General features: G+C 59.4%; 15 protein-coding genes and 1 pseudogene. 14 read left to right on the top strand and 2 right to left on the bottom strand.

All coding sequences use genetic code 11. From position 1 onward, the window contains the following. Positions 1-4 precede the first annotated feature (4 nt). Positions 5-529, bottom strand: a complete 525-nt coding sequence (gene tssB / locus MHI61_RS28440; protein ID WP_064684020.1) for a type VI secretion system contractile sheath small subunit — start codon at positions 527-529, stop codon at positions 5-7. Positions 530-610: 81 nt separating this feature from the next. After that, a complete protein-coding gene (tssA, locus tag MHI61_RS28435) occupies positions 611-1,675 on the bottom strand; it encodes a type VI secretion system protein TssA (RefSeq protein WP_239793312.1) in 1,065 nt (354 codons plus the stop codon). Positions 1,676-1,906: 231 nt separating this feature from the next. Between tssA and tssH the strand changes: the two genes are divergently transcribed. The 14 genes and pseudogenes from tssH (at position 1,907) to MHI61_RS28365 (ending at position 14,780) form a co-directional block, all read left to right on the top strand. Beyond that, the gene (gene tssH, locus MHI61_RS28430; RefSeq protein WP_239793311.1) at positions 1,907-4,612 is read left to right on the top strand and encodes a type VI secretion system ATPase TssH; all 2,706 of its coding nucleotides are present in this window, start codon (positions 1,907-1,909) and stop codon (positions 4,610-4,612) included. Positions 4,613-4,709: 97 nt separating this feature from the next. Then, a pseudogene (locus MHI61_RS32840) lies at positions 4,710-5,187 on the top strand (type VI secretion system tube protein Hcp). A gap of 151 nt (positions 5,188-5,338) precedes the next feature. After that, positions 5,339-6,415 (top strand): hypothetical protein, encoded by a 1,077-nt coding sequence (locus MHI61_RS28415; RefSeq protein WP_222138116.1) that lies wholly within the window; start codon positions 5,339-5,341, stop codon positions 6,413-6,415. 10 nt (positions 6,416-6,425) lie between these two features. After that, complete coding sequence (locus MHI61_RS28410) at positions 6,426-7,352, top strand: hypothetical protein (protein WP_239793310.1); 927 nt, start codon at positions 6,426-6,428, stop codon at positions 7,350-7,352. 29 nt (positions 7,353-7,381) lie between these two features. Next, positions 7,382-9,856, top strand: a complete 2,475-nt coding sequence (gene tssI / locus MHI61_RS28405; RefSeq protein WP_239793309.1) for a type VI secretion system tip protein TssI/VgrG — start codon at positions 7,382-7,384, stop codon at positions 9,854-9,856. Next, the gene (locus tag MHI61_RS32835; RefSeq protein WP_345774875.1) at positions 9,856-10,482 is read left to right on the top strand and encodes a DUF4123 domain-containing protein; all 627 of its coding nucleotides are present in this window, start codon (positions 9,856-9,858) and stop codon (positions 10,480-10,482) included. Before tssI ends, MHI61_RS32835 begins: the two co-directional genes overlap by 1 nt. After that, on the top strand, positions 10,425-10,817 hold the full coding sequence (locus tag MHI61_RS28400; protein WP_239793308.1) for a hypothetical protein: 393 nt from the start codon (positions 10,425-10,427) through the stop codon (positions 10,815-10,817). The genes MHI61_RS32835 and MHI61_RS28400 overlap by 58 nt, the downstream gene beginning before the upstream one ends. Further along, positions 10,814-11,668, top strand: coding sequence for a polymorphic toxin type 15 domain-containing protein (locus MHI61_RS28395; RefSeq protein WP_239793307.1), 855 nt, complete (start codon positions 10,814-10,816; stop codon positions 11,666-11,668). Before MHI61_RS28400 ends, MHI61_RS28395 begins: the two co-directional genes overlap by 4 nt. A 26-nt stretch (positions 11,669-11,694) precedes the next feature. Next, positions 11,695-12,165, top strand: a complete 471-nt coding sequence (locus MHI61_RS28390) for a GAD-like domain-containing protein (RefSeq protein ID WP_239793306.1) — start codon at positions 11,695-11,697, stop codon at positions 12,163-12,165. Next, positions 12,116-12,373: a T6SS immunity protein Tdi1 domain-containing protein gene (locus MHI61_RS28385; RefSeq protein WP_239793305.1), complete on the top strand. Its 258-nt coding sequence runs from the start codon at positions 12,116-12,118 to the stop codon at positions 12,371-12,373. Before MHI61_RS28390 ends, MHI61_RS28385 begins: the two co-directional genes overlap by 50 nt. 70 nt (positions 12,374-12,443) lie before the next feature. Beyond that, the gene (locus tag MHI61_RS28380) at positions 12,444-12,746 is read left to right on the top strand and encodes a PAAR domain-containing protein (protein WP_239793304.1); all 303 of its coding nucleotides are present in this window, start codon (positions 12,444-12,446) and stop codon (positions 12,744-12,746) included. Between the two features lie 134 nt (positions 12,747-12,880). Beyond that, on the top strand, positions 12,881-13,273 hold the full coding sequence (locus tag MHI61_RS28375; protein WP_239793303.1) for a hypothetical protein: 393 nt from the start codon (positions 12,881-12,883) through the stop codon (positions 13,271-13,273). Positions 13,274-13,300: 27 nt separating this feature from the next. After that, a complete protein-coding gene (locus MHI61_RS28370) occupies positions 13,301-14,449 on the top strand; it encodes a hypothetical protein (protein ID WP_239793302.1) in 1,149 nt (382 codons plus the stop codon). After that, complete coding sequence (locus tag MHI61_RS28365) at positions 14,364-14,780, top strand: hypothetical protein (protein ID WP_239793301.1); 417 nt, start codon at positions 14,364-14,366, stop codon at positions 14,778-14,780. Before MHI61_RS28370 ends, MHI61_RS28365 begins: the two co-directional genes overlap by 86 nt.

Genomic DNA, 14,780 nt, shown 5'->3' with positions numbered 1-14,780 from the left:
GCACTCAGTTGAGAACGTCCTTCGCCTCTCCGGCTTTGCCGCCGCCAAGCTGGGCCACCAGCTGCGAGAGATCGGCCTTGTTCTGCAGGATGTCCTCGAGCAGGCGCTCGAGCTCCTCGGAGCGGTCCGCCTTGCTCATCAGGTCGCGCAGCTGGTTGCGGGCGTTGAGCAGGGCCTTCAGCGCCGGCACCTGATCGACGACCGCGCCGGGTTCAAAATCGGCCATGCTTTCGAATTTCAGCGAAACCGGAAGCTCCGTTCCGTCCTTTTCCAGGGTGTTCTCGACCGAAAGCGTGAGGCCCGGCGTCATGCGGCGCATGACGTCGTCGAAATTGTCGCGGTCGATCTGGACGAACTTGCGCTCGCCGAAAGCCTTGAGCGGCTGGGTGGGATTGCCGGAGAAGTCGCCGAGCACGCCGACGACAAAAGGCAGCTCCTTCACCACCATCGCGCCTTCGGTTTCCACTTCGTATTTGATATGGACCCGCGGCTTGCGAACCCGTTCCAGTTTCTCATGTACACTTGCCATCGAGGCTCTCCTTCGTCTCATCGGCGGATTACGAATTGCGGATGCTCCAGATTGCGGCCGGGCAAGCCCGACCTCAGGCCGCTAGCCTCCCTTGTCGGTTGCGGGCTGTATGCCGGCCGCCGTCAGCACTGCATTGCGCGTGTGCTGCTCAGGCAGGAGCTCGGCAAGAAGCTCGGAAAAATCCATGCGGCCGCGACGCACCAAGGTCTCGATCGACATGGAGATCGGTGAATGGGGTTCGGTACGACGGAAATAGCGCGCAACGGCAGCGAGCAGTTCGAAGGCCTCGTCGCGTGAACGAATCATCTCCGCGCCGACGGCCCGCACGCGGGCGGCCTCGGACTCACCGATATCGGTTGCCGGCAGCGGCTCCGAGCCTTGCGAGGCAGGGGTTTCGGCGATGGCCGAGGGAGCCTCGATGCCGGCGAGCATCCGGATTGCAGATGCCGCTTCCTGCAAAGCATTGCGTGTATTCGAGCTCGGCGGCGCCTGATCCCCGCAGTGTTGATCAAGTATTTCGATCATGCGGTCGAAAGCGGCGATGCACTCTGTCACCACCCTGAGATGGGCCGACATCTGTGCGACACCGGCTTCTCCCGCCGCCTGCTGCAATTCCTTGCGCCGCTCGGCTTCGTTCGACCGCTGCGAAAGCTGGAAATCCCAGAGCGAAAACTGAGCGAATTTTCCGTCCGGGATCAACGAAGTCAATCGAATAGCCTGAATAAGCGTTCCTTCGCCGCCCACGCCGTTAAGACCCGCAAAGGGAGCGAACCGCTCCTCGAAATCGCTGTCTCCGATCGAGTGCAAAGTGTCGAAATGCTTGTCTAAAAGCGACGCGGTTGCAACATATACGTCGCGCAATCCTGAGAAGCCGCGCAGCCGCAGCTGCGCTTCGGCGAGCCAGGCCAATACTTCTATGTCCTTGCTCTGGGAAGAAAGGATTTGCAATCCAAGATTGCTAACATCGTGCCACGCGGGTGCAAGCGCAATAACGTCGCCTGGTGAAATACTACGTTCGGCTGTACGTGCGGCGTTTCTGGCGTCTTTAATTCTATAGTATATTTCACGTGACGCAGTATTGATCCGAACGTTTTCTCCGCACGGATAATTTTGTTCAAGTGGATCTATGATTTCTCTAACATTCACGCTGTTAAATACCTCAAAACTCTAAACATACTACGACGGGGTCGGCATTTTGTGCGGCTTGTATTGGCTTGTCAACCATCTCCCGATGATGACGAATTTATGACGACTACTGTAATGCTCATTTTTAAAAATAGAGTCCTTTTTCTTCTGGACAAGGGTTTATGAGCGCCCTAGTTGTTGCTTCGCATCACGAGGACGCACTGAATTTCGTCGAATAAACGGGACTTGCGGATGTCGAATATCGATCTCAATCGTCTGATAAGAACGCTTGAGCCCAACTTACGTGTCGGACTTGAGACAGCGGCTTCGCTCGCCGTGCGCCATCAGCATGCTGTCGTGGATGTCGCTCACTGGCTTCGCTCCCTTCTTGATATTGCGGCGTTTTCGGCCGTTTTCGAAGAGCTCAAGCTCTCCTCTGAAATGCTGAGAACGGAGCTGGACGCGGCGATCGCCGACATTCCGCGCGAGGCCGGCGCCGCGCTGGCGCTCTCCGCCAACCTGCTGGCCCTTGGCCGGGAATCCTTCCTGGTTGCATCGCTGCAGTGCGGCCGTAATGTCGTGCGGCTGGCCGACCTGCTCGCCGCCCTGACCGGCGATTCGGCATTGCGGGTGGTTGTCCGCGGCATTGCCCCCTCGATACGCAATCTCGACCGGGCAATGCTCGACAAATTGCTGGAGAAGGCGGCGGCTGGCCCGTCGGACCAGCTTTCCGTGCCCACCGCGACATCGGCAGGCAATGAATTTCTGCGGCTCTACACGCACGAAATGACGGCGGACGCCCGCGCGGGCCGCATCGATCCTGTTATCGGCCGCGACGCTGAGTTGCGGCAGCTGATCGATATCCTGACGCGCCGTCGGCAGAACAATCCGATCCTCGTCGGCGAGGCGGGTGTCGGCAAGACCGCGGTGGCCGAAGCGCTCGCATTGGAGATCGCCGCCGGCAATGTTCCGGCCCGGCTGAAGGATGTGAAGCTGCTGCTGCTGGATCTGAGCCTTCTGCAGGCCGGCGCCGGCGTCAAAGGCGAGTTCGAACGGCGCCTGCATGGCGTGGTTGACGCGGTAAAGACGTCGCCGGAGCCGATCATTCTGTTCATTGACGAGGCGCACGGGCTGATCGGCGCCGGCGGACAGGCAGGGCAAGGCGATGCCGCAAATATTCTGAAACCGGCTTTGGCGCGCGGAGAACTCAGGACGATCGCGGCAACGACCTGGAGCGAATACAAGCGCTTCATCGAGAAGGATGCGGCCCTTACCCGCCGCTTCCAGACCGTGCATGTCCGCGAGCCGGACGAAGAGGCCGCAATCCGGATGCTGCGGGGCGTGGCGCAAAGCCTGAAAACCCATCACAAGGTGCGCATTCGCGACGAGGCGATCGTCGCCGCCGTCCGCCTTTCGGCGCGATACCTGCCGGACCGGCAGCTTCCCGATAAGGCGATCAGCCTGATCGATACGGCTGCCGCTGCCGTGGCGCTGGCTCGCCAGACGAGGCCGGAGGCTTTGAAACAGCTTACCGACGAGCGCGATCTCCTGGAAACCGAGGCGAACTGGCTTGCGCGAGAACCCGAGACACCGGAAAAGGCCGCCCGGCTTGGCGAAATCGCCGGCAAGCAGCAGGAGATCGTTGCGGAGATCGAAGCGCTCCGGTCGCGTTTCGAGGAAGAAAACCGGCTGGTCCGGGAAGCCGACCGGCTGGAGGAATTCTTCTCGCCGGACGATGCCATCGTCCCGTTGGCGGCGGCGGACAATGGCGGCGACGGCACGAATGTCGCGCCTTTCCCGCCGCAGGCCATGACGGCGGAAGCCGCGCGCGCCGCATTTGCCGTGACCGAACGGACACTCGCGGCGGTGGCGGATCAAACGGCCCTGCTGCCGCGCGTTGTCGACAAGGAGGTCGTTGCATCGATCGTTGCCCGCTGGACCGGAATTCCTGTCGGCAAGCTGTTGGCGGACCAGATCGAAACCGTCAAGACGCTCGATGCCCGCCTGAAGGAGAGGGTGCTCGGCCAGGACGCTGCGATCGAACGCATCGCTTCGGCCATGCGGGCCTCGCGCGCCGGACTTTCCGATCCGCGCCGGCCGCCGGCCGTCTTCCTGTTGGTCGGCATGTCCGGCACCGGCAAGACCGAAACGGCGCTGTCGCTGGCCGACATGCTCTATGGCGGCAGCCGCTACCTGACGACCATCAACATGTCCGAGTTCAAGGAGGAGCATAAGATTTCCATGCTCCTCGGCTCGCCGCCCGGCTATGTCGGTTACGGCGAAGGGGGCGTGCTGACCGAGGCGGTGAGGCGCAGACCCTATGGGGTGCTGTTGCTCGACGAGATCGACAAGGCCCATCCCGGCGTTCAGGAAATCTTCTACCAGGTGTTCGACAAGGGAACGCTGCGCGACGGCGAAGGCCGGGACATCGATTTCAAGAACACCACCATCGTCATGACCGCCAATACCGGTTCGGAAATGATCGCAGCACTTGCCGCCGATCCCGAGACGATGCCGGAGGCGGAAGGGCTGGAAGCGATGCTGCTGCCGGAATTGCAGAAGCATTTCAAGCCGGCCTTCCTCGGCCGCACGACCGTGCTGCCCTTCATGCCGCTCGGGCCGGAGACGCTGTCGGGCATTGTCGATATCCAAATCGGCCGTATCCGCGAGCGGGTTGCCGCCACTTACGGGACCACTCTTTCATTGTCGCCGGCAGCCCGCGACGCGCTGATTTCGCGCGCCCGCACCAGCGAGATGGGCGCCCGCGCCATCGAGGTCATGATCGCGCGCGACCTCCTGCCTGTTCTTTCGACGTTTTTCCTCGATGCCGTCGCGGCCGGGAAGAAAATTACGGGGATCACCATCGGTTACGATGGGCAACGCTTCGACCTCGATGTCGAAGAGGCCGCCCCGCAGGAATTCGGCACGCCGGGGAAAGCCGGTTGTCGGATGAAGTAGCCCCGAGCCGCAAACGCACTCGGGGAGCAGGACGAAGAAAGGCGACTACGCCTTAGACGCAACTAGGCACTCAACCGCCAATAGGAGAGCTTACAGAATGCCGATTTATCTTCAGATCGACGGTATCCAGGGTGATGCGACTCACGAGCAGCATCGCAAGTGGATGGACATCGAAGCCATCCACTGGAACGTGTCCCGCAACATGAACACCTCCGCTGGTTCTGCGGCCAACCGCGAAGCTTCCGAGCCGACCGTTTCGGAAGTGATCCTCACCAAGGTCAGCGAACTCCTCGTCGACCAAGCTCTTCCAGGAGGCCTGCTCGGGCCGCACCGGCAAGCGCTCGGTCATCCATCTCGTCACCACGGGCAATCCCGGCGACACCTATATCGAGTATTCGCTCGAGAACACGCTGATCGCCAGCTACTCGATCGATTCCAACGGCGACCGCCCGGTTGAGACGATCAAGCTGAACTTCACCAAGATGGAAGTGAAGTACACGCCTTACGACGACAAGCACTCGCCGCAGTCGCCGATGATCGCGTCTTACGATCTGGCGACCACCAAGGCCGCTTAAGCCTCTCGACATCGGCAGTGCCGGCCTTGCGGCTGGCACTGCAACTCCATGTTTCCGGCTATCTTCCCCCTGCCTTGGGGAAGGCGCTGAAACATGCTGTTTCCGCAGATGAGTTGAGAGACGTCCTCGCGCTTTGACAATGGAGATGATCGTGTCGGCTGCAACTGAGCGTTTGAACGATATTCTGGTAGAACTCCCCAAGTACAAGTCCCAATGGGAGGCGAACGTTTCCAGTCCCTATGTCAGGGCCTACGATCTCGCCATCGACAATTTTCAGAAAACCACAAAGGCCCAGGAAGCCCGCGACCGCATGCTGGCCGAGCTCTTCGTGTTTTCCGCTTCGATTCTGACGGGCAGCATCATGATGGCGGCCTTCGCGACCACTTCGGTGCGCGTGCTGGCCGGCCGCGCCGCGTTGAGCGTGATCTGCAACAACAATCTCAACCGCACCTTCAACGTCATGCATGCCGCCGCCAGCAACAAGGTGGTGATGTTTGCGCTCGGCGGCGTCCTCGACGAAGCCAAGAAGCTCGCCAACAAGCAGGTGACCAGCGCTGCTGAAAAACTGACGAGCAGCGCGCCGGTCGCCTCTGCGCCGACTGCCCTCAACTTCAAGACGCGGATCGACGATTTCATCGCCATCAACCACGTCTGCGTGCACGAATTCATCAGGGGTGTGCAGCAGGACAATACGATCAGCGAAGCTGGCAAATCCAGGCTTGCCGATCTTGTCGGTCAGACGCCATTCTGCAATCCGCCCGAAAGCCGGCGCGTGGACGAAAACCGCCTCTCCCAGAAGATGGAGCTGTTGTTCTACATGAGCGCGGTTCTGGATTCCGACAAGCTCGTGACCTATGCGCCTTCCACCGGCGGTACCGTTGGCGGCATCGGCCGCGACATCGAATACAGCAAGAAGGCCATCCCGCAGCTGCCCTCGGCAACCGATTATCCGAAATCCATTTCGCCGCGCCTGACGGGCCGGCCCTTCCAGCCCTACGATCCCGGTCAGCGTATCGAATACGACAATATCGGATCGGTCGTCCGCGAACGCATCAATACGCTCAGCCGTTTCACCGGCAATTCCTCTTTCTACCCGGAGCAGAATTCTGTCGAAAAGCTGTTTATCGACCCAACCAGCGGCGCCCAGATGGTGAAGGCGGAACAGATCATCAACCGGCTTTCCGCCGATGCGCGGCCGAAGCAGCTCACCGATGTCAGGATGATCTAAGGCGGTGCCGATGCTGTTGACCGGTCTTCTCAAGCAAGGATTGTTGGGGCGCATGCGATGGCCGCTGGCCGCGGTGACGATCGTCGGTGTCATGGCCGCGAGCGCTGCCGCCATGGTCGGCGCGTCTGATTCGACCGATCAATCCCTGCTGCAGATCGAAGCGGTGTCGTCGCGCCTCTCCGCCACGCCTGCCGCGGTCGAAAGCGTCGCCAAAGCTGCCGCCGACCGGAGCGTTCCCACTTCGGATGCGCAGCCGCTGCTCGAGACCGCTGCGCGGTCTTCCTTCGACGCCGACGGCATGCTTGCCGAAATCTCGAAAGCCGTCGCTGAAGCTGGCAGCGATGCCGTGGATCCCAAGGCTTTCGCCAAAGCGGCCGCGGCATGGCACGAGGGGCAGTCAAAGGTCGCGCGCATGTACCAGGCGCAGGACCAGGCCGGCGCGAAGGAGATCGAAACACGCCTTGCCGACCCTGACAAAGGTCCGGGTATCAAAGCGCTTGCCGATCTGATGGCCGGCCCGGACCTTGCCGTGGAAAGTGCCGTCACCTGGCAAGCCATGTATCTGTCCCTGGAGGCCCTTTCCAGCGCCGATGCCGGAAAACTGGCCTCGGTTTCGCAGGACAAGCTGCAGTCCGAGATGAAAGCCGTGATCGCGTCGCTGCGTGCGAGAAGCGAAAACGAAAAGCCGCTTCCCAAGGACATGGCGCGGGCGGACGAAAAGGCGCGGCTGACCTTCGTGCTGGCCACCCTGCCGCCCGAAGACCTGTCGGTGCTGACGGAATTCTATGAGAGCTCAGGCGGAAAGGCCAAGCGCGACGCGCTCGTCGAAAGTTACATGCGCGTGTCCGACCAGGCCAATAGCCAAATGCTGGGGCAATATTTCCAGGCGCTGGCGGAGTATTTCAAGACCCATCCCCGGCCGCAACAGCAGCAGTAATCCGGCTTTCCAATACGGAACGTGACCTTATGGACGATTTGCAATCCCTTGCCGCCGACTTCATCCAGGCGAACCGCATTCTGAAGATCGTCTCGCCGCTCGGCGAGGACCAACTTCTGCCGGAGCGCGTGGCGATCGATGAAGGCATTTCTTCGCTCTTCGAAATCAAGGTTTCCGCGCGCGCCAAGAAGCCGTCGGTCAAGCCGGAGGAGCTGATCGGCCGGCTGATGGATGTCTCCGTGGAAGTGCAACAGGGCGATGGCGAAGGCGCCGTGCGCCGGCCGTTCAACGGCCTGGTGACCGAACTCAACGAGGGGCCGCCGATCACCCGCGGGCTGCGCTCCTACTCCATGGTGCTGCGGCCGCAGATGTGGCTGCTGTCGCGCCGCTCCGACTGCCGCATCTGGATGGACAAGACCTCGATCGACATCGTCGAGACGCTGTTTTCCGAGCACGGCATTCCGGCGCCCGACACGTCGGGCGTGATCACGCCACCACCGCCGCAGCATTATTCGGTGCAGTGGAACGAAACCGACCTTGCCTATCTCACCCGCCGCTTTGAAGAGGACGGCCTGTTCTACTGGTTCTCCCATGAGGACGGCAAACACAAGCTGCATGTCGCCGACAGCGCCCGATCCTGGCTCGGCCCGTCGCCCTCGGCGCAGGGGGAGGGTCGGGTTCGCCTGGCGCAGGGCTCGGCCGACCGCAATCACATCACCGAGTGGAGCCGGCGTTATTCCTATGTGCCGGGCCAGCGGGCCGGTGCGGACTGGAACTTCGAAACCCCACGCATGGTGCCCGGCACCATGACGCAGTCGCTCGTGCAGATGCCCGAGGCGACCAAGCGGGAGCTTTACGAATATCCGGCGCGCATCTCTTCCGTTGCCGAGGCGGAGCGGGCGGAGAAGTTGAGAATGCAGGCCTCCGAAGCCGATCACGACCGGGTCTTCGGCGGTTCTACATCCCGCATCCTGGAGGCGGGACGCCGCTTCACCCCCTACGAGGTCGCTCATCCCGACCACGTCTATGAGGAGCATGTGGTGGTCAAGGCGACCCATACGGTCGTCGACCGCTCCTATGAGACCAACAGCAACGAGCCGGAATACACCAACACCTTCGAGGCGGTGCCGTCGCGGGTGCCGATGACGCCGCACCGCGAGACGAAGCGGCCGCGCATCGAGGGCACGCAGGTGGCGATCGTCGCCGGCCCCTCCGGCGAGGAGATCCATCCCGACCAATACGGCCGCATCAAGCTGTGGTTCCCCTGGGATCGCAAAGCAAAGAAGGACGGTTCCGACACCTGCTGGGTGCGCGTCAGCCAGGTCTGGGGCGGCGGCACCTGGGGTGCGCAGGTCATTCCGCGCATCGGCATGGAAGTGATGGTCGCCTTCGTCGACGGCGACCCCGATCGGCCGCTGGTGACCGGTGTGGTGCCCAATCCCAGCAACACGGTCCCTTACGATCTGCCAGCCAACAAGACGCGCATGGTCATGCGCTCGAACACCCATAAGGGCACCGGCTTCAACGAAATGACCTTCGAAGACGAGGCCGGCCAGGAGAACATGTTCTTCCATGCCCAGAAGGACCAGACGACCCGCGTGCTGAACGACCGAACCAAGCGCATCGACCGCCATGAGGTCTCGGCGATCGGCGCCAACCGGACGGTCGAAGTGGGCGGCAACCAGAAACACGAGGTCGGCGGCTCGATGAACACCGTCGTCGGTGGAACGGGACCGATGGCGATGGCGTTGATGGGTTCCGTGCAGGGAATGGCAGGCCAAACGGCGAGCCTGCTTTCACAGGCCGGCCAGATTGCCGGAGGTGGCGGGCCTGGCCTTGGTGCTTTTGTCGGTACGCTTGCTTCCTCTGCGCTGGGCTTCCTGAGTATCGGCGGGCTTGGTAGTCGCCAGGGCGTCGTCTCAGGTCCCAGCCCGCGCTCGGATGCGGGCACGGCTCTTGCCGGCTCCGGTACCGGCGTCGGCGAGGACGCCTCGAACCTGTTTCCGTTGCCAGGCATCATGAACACGATTGTCGGATCGTTTCAGTCCACCAGCGTCGGTGTCGCGAAGGCTGAGCAGATCGGGGTGAGCAAGGTCACCAATATTGGCCAGACGGAGATGATCAACGTCGGCAAGCAGCAGAATCTGGCGATTGGAAAGGTACAGAACGTCACGATCGGCGAGGAACAGAATACCAATATCGGAAAAGCCCAGGGCACGGTCGTTGGCGAGAAGATCACCGTCAATGTCGGCAAGCTATATGGTCTCGTGGCAGGTGAAAAATACCGCGGTGAATCAAAGGTGTGGGAAGTCTTCGCGGAAGACAAGATCTTCTTGTCCGCTCCCGGCGGCTACATCGAAATCAACAAGACCGGCATCCGCCTCTATGCATTGAAGATCGATATCGAAGGCAATCAAATCAACTTCAAGAAAGGTGGTCCCGGCCAGGAACCGTCTTGCCTGCGGCAGATGTCGAAGTCGTCCACGCCATTTGTAAGGATGTGATGATGGAAGCGACCCCAGTAATCGATCTGCCGGACATCGCCGAGCCTGCTCGAGTGCTAAGGAAGGCTGTCGATGAGATGAACGGGCCTGTCGTCGTGGTGCTGGACGGCGGCGCCTTTGACGATCTGCCGGATGCACTTGCGTCCGAAGCAATATCCTGCCGCTCGCTGTTTCTGGAGGGGGTACCTCTCGATTTTCGTCGTGCAGGACCATGGATGGCCGAGGCGTTGTCGGCATCGATGCGATCACATGTCGAATGGCTCGATACGCATCACAACTGCGCGGTCTATTGGTCGTGCCCTGCAGGGCCAGACGCACTCTACCGACATCTCCGGACGCTGAACGAGGTCATGATTCCACGCGAAGGCGTGGGGGTGAACAGCAGGGCGGGACGGAAAAGCAGCGCTATGAGCGGGTTCTCTTCCGCCACTGGGATCCCAATGTTCTCGGCGCGGTGCTGCCGATCCTCACAAGGTCGCAGTTCACCCGTTTTCTCGGGCCGGCAGATGGCGTCGTTTTCAATGGGCCGGATTATGGGGGTGTTCGGCGGGCGCGTAAGGCTGACAACATGCCGGATGCGACCATCGGTCCGCTCCGGCTGGAACCGGATCAGATGGAGAGGTTGAAGGCAGCCATGCTTCATTCCTCGCGGCTGCGGATCGCGCGCTTCTTGAAAAAGAACACGCCGCCGCATTTTTCGGGCGTGGACGACGATTTCGTGTGGGGTGCTACGCTGGCGAGCGAGCAAACGGCCGATGAGCTTGGAATTCGGACCGAGCGAGGACGGGCGCGTTGGGCATATGTAATGGTTGTGTCGGACGGCAAGGCGGCGGATCTTCCGGAAGTGCGAAGCTATATCCAGGAAAAGGGAGCCTCGCCTGACACCCGGGTCAAGCAACTGATTGGCCATACGGTTGACGCGCTACGCTCCGGCAACGCCTTCAATGGGGCGGCGTCATGACCTCAGTGGCAGCAGAAACTGTAGGCCAGTACGGTGGTCAAATCGCAGGCGGCGCTTTAGGCGGCGTCATTGGAGGCATTTTTGGTGGGCCGGTTGGAGCTTGGATCGGTCGTGCGATCGGGTCGAGGGTCGGGGGCATGGCAGGCCGCGCGGCGGCAGGAGCGATCGCGAGCTACATGGAGGGTGCTAACGAAGCAGCCGAGACCGAGACCAAGGAGCAGGAAGCTGCAAAGCCCTGCGTGGATTGCGGAGAGATCGATTGCTTCAAACCACCACAGGGATCGAATTCCGATCAAATTAATGAATTCAGGCGGCAGCTCAAGGAGCAACAGGACGCCATCAACGAGATTTCGCCGGACACGCTCCTCAAAAATATGGATACGTATGAGGATATCGGTCGAGGCGCCAAGGATGCAGTGGATCGAGCGACCGCACGGAGTAAGTGGCTTGATAACAAGACCGTTGATCTTGTCGAAGAAGGCCTCGACGAAACGGCTGCAAGAGCCGCAGCCCAAAAAGAGCTGGGTACCATGGATGTCATCCATACGCCCGACCTGTCAGCTGGTGGAACTGGAAAAATTTCCGAACATAATGGAGGCCTGGGACCGAGATCGGCAAACAGATCGATTGGCTCACAATGGTCCAAGACGGGTGACACATCGGAGAAGACACGACTGGAACAACTCAGGGAACACGCGGAAAAAGCAAAAGAGAAGGGAGAAGGCATGAACGCGGACTTGAAAATCTGCGACGAAGACGGATCTTCCGAATCTGGAAATCCGTCCGCGGCCCCGGGTTCCCAGTCCGACGGCAAACCCGGTCAATCGACTGGCTCCGTGCCAATGTCTTGATCACCCGTTAACTCGCAGGAAGATAGATGGAAAAATATAGCGATAGGTTGAATTCAGTTGTCGAAAAATTCTCCGGTGGGAATGTCGAAGAGGCAGTGGGTCTCGACATAGATCGCTCGTCGTATGAAGGGCGAATCCCAGGGGGCGTTTTTGATCTATGGGAGAAAGTTGGGGCAGGCCCGTTTTTCGGCGGATACTTTCAGCTGTGTGCTCCGCAGTCGTATCGGGGGATTATAAGCCAAGTCTTAGATGATGACGCACAAATAATTCCGGAGCAAACTCATGCCATCGGTTTCAGCGCATTTGGTGAGATCGTTGCGTGGAATGAGCAATATCGCGACGTCAGAATAGATCTAGTTAACGGTCAGATATCCTGCCGGTCGATGTTCAATCCGAAACCTCATATTGATCCGAGTGTGACCATCTTGAGCCGATTGCTACTGGCAGATGACCCATCCTTCGACGTTCTCGATAGAGGCGGAAAAGGAACTCTTTAAATCAGCAAAACTAAAGCTTGGAAAATTGCGAGCTGGTCAGATCTACGGTTTCAGGCCCATTCTTGCCCTCGGTGGTAACCGGACTGCTGACAGTATTAAGATTTATGACGCTCTTCCCCATATGGCAATCCTGGCCCAGGCGCACCGCATGCAACTCATGGATAACTCGGTATTTCCACCGAAGCTTGTCAGAACAGTTGGAGGCTGATGCTCTGAGGTTGGGGTCATAGGCAAGACTGACAATATCGCAAGCGGTTTCGAAGACGAGGAATTCCACGTTGGTTGGCAGTCCGGTTACTCTCAAAGGCCATATGCATGTTTGCCCGATGGTTGATCCCGGTCCGCGGCCGCATATCGGGGGGCCGGTGTCTTCGACATCTCAGTCTTTCGTCTGCGTCGAAGGCGTGCCAATCGCAACGTTAGGCGATAAATGCACGTGCGCCGGCGTTCCGACGACAGCCGGCATTACCAGTGGATCGTCGGTTGCCAATATCGGCGGTAAGAAGATCGCCCGCTTCGGCGATGCCTGCGAGCATGGAGGCCGGCTGGTGCAGGGAGTTCCTTGGCTGACGTTTGATTAGCGACCTCGAAAGTCGATCTGGAGGCCGATCAGCAATATGGCGTGGGGTATTATGCAAACAGGGCTATTGGCTGTGCACGCCGGCTCTTTTCGAGGGCCTCTTCCGCCCGACACTGACCAATGTACCGGAATTGAATGCCGATGACCCTGCCGCCTTCGGATATTCGAGTTGATCTCTGGAACAAGACAGGACGGCACTTCACATTTTCGCTCGATGTCGGACCGCTTATGGGTCTGACGAGCCGAAGCCGAACCGATCCCCCACCCCATGATCTGGAGGAGATCTATCGCGCGGCTAGGATGGACATGCCGCAAAATGCAGTTGAGTTGTTTCTGGAGGCCAAGTCCGCGCCGGAGGACATCTGGACCATGTTGTTGGCGGCAACCAGCACGGATTCATACAAGGCGATTTACGACGATAGCGGCAAAACCCTCACGCCGCAGCTTCGCCGAAGCCTCGGTGAGCTTTCGCAGGACGAGATCTACTTTCGCGTTAAATTTCCGAGGCGGGCACGCGTGATGCCCTGAAGGAAGGCACTTATTGAAGTTACGAACATGAAGCCATTCGATCCACTCCGACTTGACTGCGCCATTGCCCTGGCGAAAGACACATTCTGCGTCGTGTTCAGCGGCAAGGATTACGAGGATGTGGACTCCTATATCCTCGTTTACGAGGGGCGATTGGAACAGCCATGGTCCCGCTCCGACGTTCCGCGCAAGATCGATGGTCTTACTGGCAAAATCGGAGAGGATGGACGACCGATCATCTACGCCCTCAGCGATGAAGGCGATGTTTATACACTGCCGATGGGACAGAGCTCCTCGCACCGGAAAATTGAAGGGGCGGGCGTCTATTCCGACGATGCGACTGATCTCGGGTACGTCAACTCCATCGTACTGATTGGGGATGCGTTGTTCGTCACTGGTTATCATTCGCAGCTTTACCGCCTGACTGATTCCGACACCGGCTGGTTTCACAAGGAAAAGCTGCCGCAAGCACCAGCAACCTACGATTACCTCGTCTTCGGAGATTTGAGTGGCTCCACCGAGGGCGATCTCTATATGAATGTGACCTATTCGCCGGCAAGCACTAACAGGGAATTGACCGAGGAAGAGGAGGAGGAGATGGGCCGCCTTTACCTAGCCGGTCGGAATGAAGAGGCAGCAGCCATTCGACGGGCCTCAGAGGGGCCAAGCCGTGTTCTGGAAGGCCGCCTCTATCATTGGAACGGACAGGAGTGGCGGATTATAGCCAAGCCGCGCTCGGGAAAATATTATGCAGAACCAGCTACGCTTTCGGACATTTTCATCGAGTCGGTAGACAAGGTCTGGGCTGTTGGCGGCAATGGCGTCATTTTGTTCGGCAACGCCGAACATGGTTTTCAGGACGTCTCCTTCAAGGGAAACGACGAGAATTTGCGCTCGATCACGAAATTCAAGGATCGGATGGTGATCGCATCGGATTATGCTTTGCATTGGTTCGATGGACATCTGCTGTCTCCTTTGAAACCCGTCCTTGATCCGAGCATCAATCGCAATATTCCCAACCCGCTCAAAGTCCAGGCTGTTGACGATGTGCTGTATTACTTCGATACGAAACATGGCGTTCAGACCTTCGATGGTGAACGCTGGACAGAAATCGAAATTCCGCCTGAACTGCTGGAGCGCGATTTCAAAGGACTGCCGGCGGCCAAGCCTCGATGACCGATTTGCCGATATCTCGTCGATTGCCGACCGCGAGAAGAATTTCAAGGACGGCGTTCGTTGGCGTAGTGATCTGGTCCTTGCAACAGGGACTGAACTCTTCCGGTTCGATGGGCATTTGGCAAAGCCGTTTGTGCCCAAGGTAAAGATGCGCACCGCCCCCTTTGTCCTGCAGCCGAGCGCGATTTTCGTACAGAACGACAAGCTCTATGTCTTCGATTACGGACTTCGTTATTACATCTTGGATGATGCGGGTTGGCATCAATACGATATCCCGAATGACCTTTCGGCCCGGCCGTTCAAGGGTAGCAGCGGCAAAGGATCGCCTTAA

The organism is Rhizobium sp. K102, from assembly GCF_022385315.1.
GTDB classification, from domain to species: Bacteria; Pseudomonadota; Alphaproteobacteria; order Rhizobiales; family Rhizobiaceae; genus Rhizobium; species Rhizobium croatiense.
The sequence above is the reverse complement of the archived record's forward strand: the minus strand, read 5'-3'. Positions and strand labels throughout refer to the sequence as shown.

Excerpts from the sequence above, each read along its gene's own strand:
- tssB (WP_064684020.1), bottom strand. The coding sequence starts at position 529 with ATGGCAAGTGTACATGAGAAACTGGAACGGGTTCGCAAGCCGCGGGTC.
- tssH (WP_239793311.1), top strand. The coding sequence starts at position 1,907 with ATGTCGAATATCGATCTCAATCGTCTGATAAGAACGCTTGAGCCCAAC.
- MHI61_RS28410 (WP_239793310.1), top strand. The coding sequence starts at position 6,426 with ATGCTGTTGACCGGTCTTCTCAAGCAAGGATTGTTGGGGCGCATGCGA.
- tssI (WP_239793309.1), top strand. The coding sequence starts at position 7,382 with ATGGACGATTTGCAATCCCTTGCCGCCGACTTCATCCAGGCGAACCGC.
- MHI61_RS32835 (WP_345774875.1), top strand. The coding sequence starts at position 9,856 with ATGATGGAAGCGACCCCAGTAATCGATCTGCCGGACATCGCCGAGCCT.
- MHI61_RS28400 (WP_239793308.1), top strand. The coding sequence starts at position 10,425 with ATGCCGGATGCGACCATCGGTCCGCTCCGGCTGGAACCGGATCAGATG.
- MHI61_RS28395 (WP_239793307.1), top strand. The coding sequence starts at position 10,814 with ATGACCTCAGTGGCAGCAGAAACTGTAGGCCAGTACGGTGGTCAAATC.
- MHI61_RS28390 (WP_239793306.1), top strand. The coding sequence starts at position 11,695 with ATGGAAAAATATAGCGATAGGTTGAATTCAGTTGTCGAAAAATTCTCC.
- MHI61_RS28385 (WP_239793305.1), top strand. The coding sequence starts at position 12,116 with ATGACCCATCCTTCGACGTTCTCGATAGAGGCGGAAAAGGAACTCTTT.
- MHI61_RS28375 (WP_239793303.1), top strand. The coding sequence starts at position 12,881 with ATGCCGATGACCCTGCCGCCTTCGGATATTCGAGTTGATCTCTGGAAC.
- MHI61_RS28370 (WP_239793302.1), top strand. The coding sequence starts at position 13,301 with ATGAAGCCATTCGATCCACTCCGACTTGACTGCGCCATTGCCCTGGCG.
- MHI61_RS28365 (WP_239793301.1), top strand. The coding sequence starts at position 14,364 with ATGGTGAACGCTGGACAGAAATCGAAATTCCGCCTGAACTGCTGGAGC.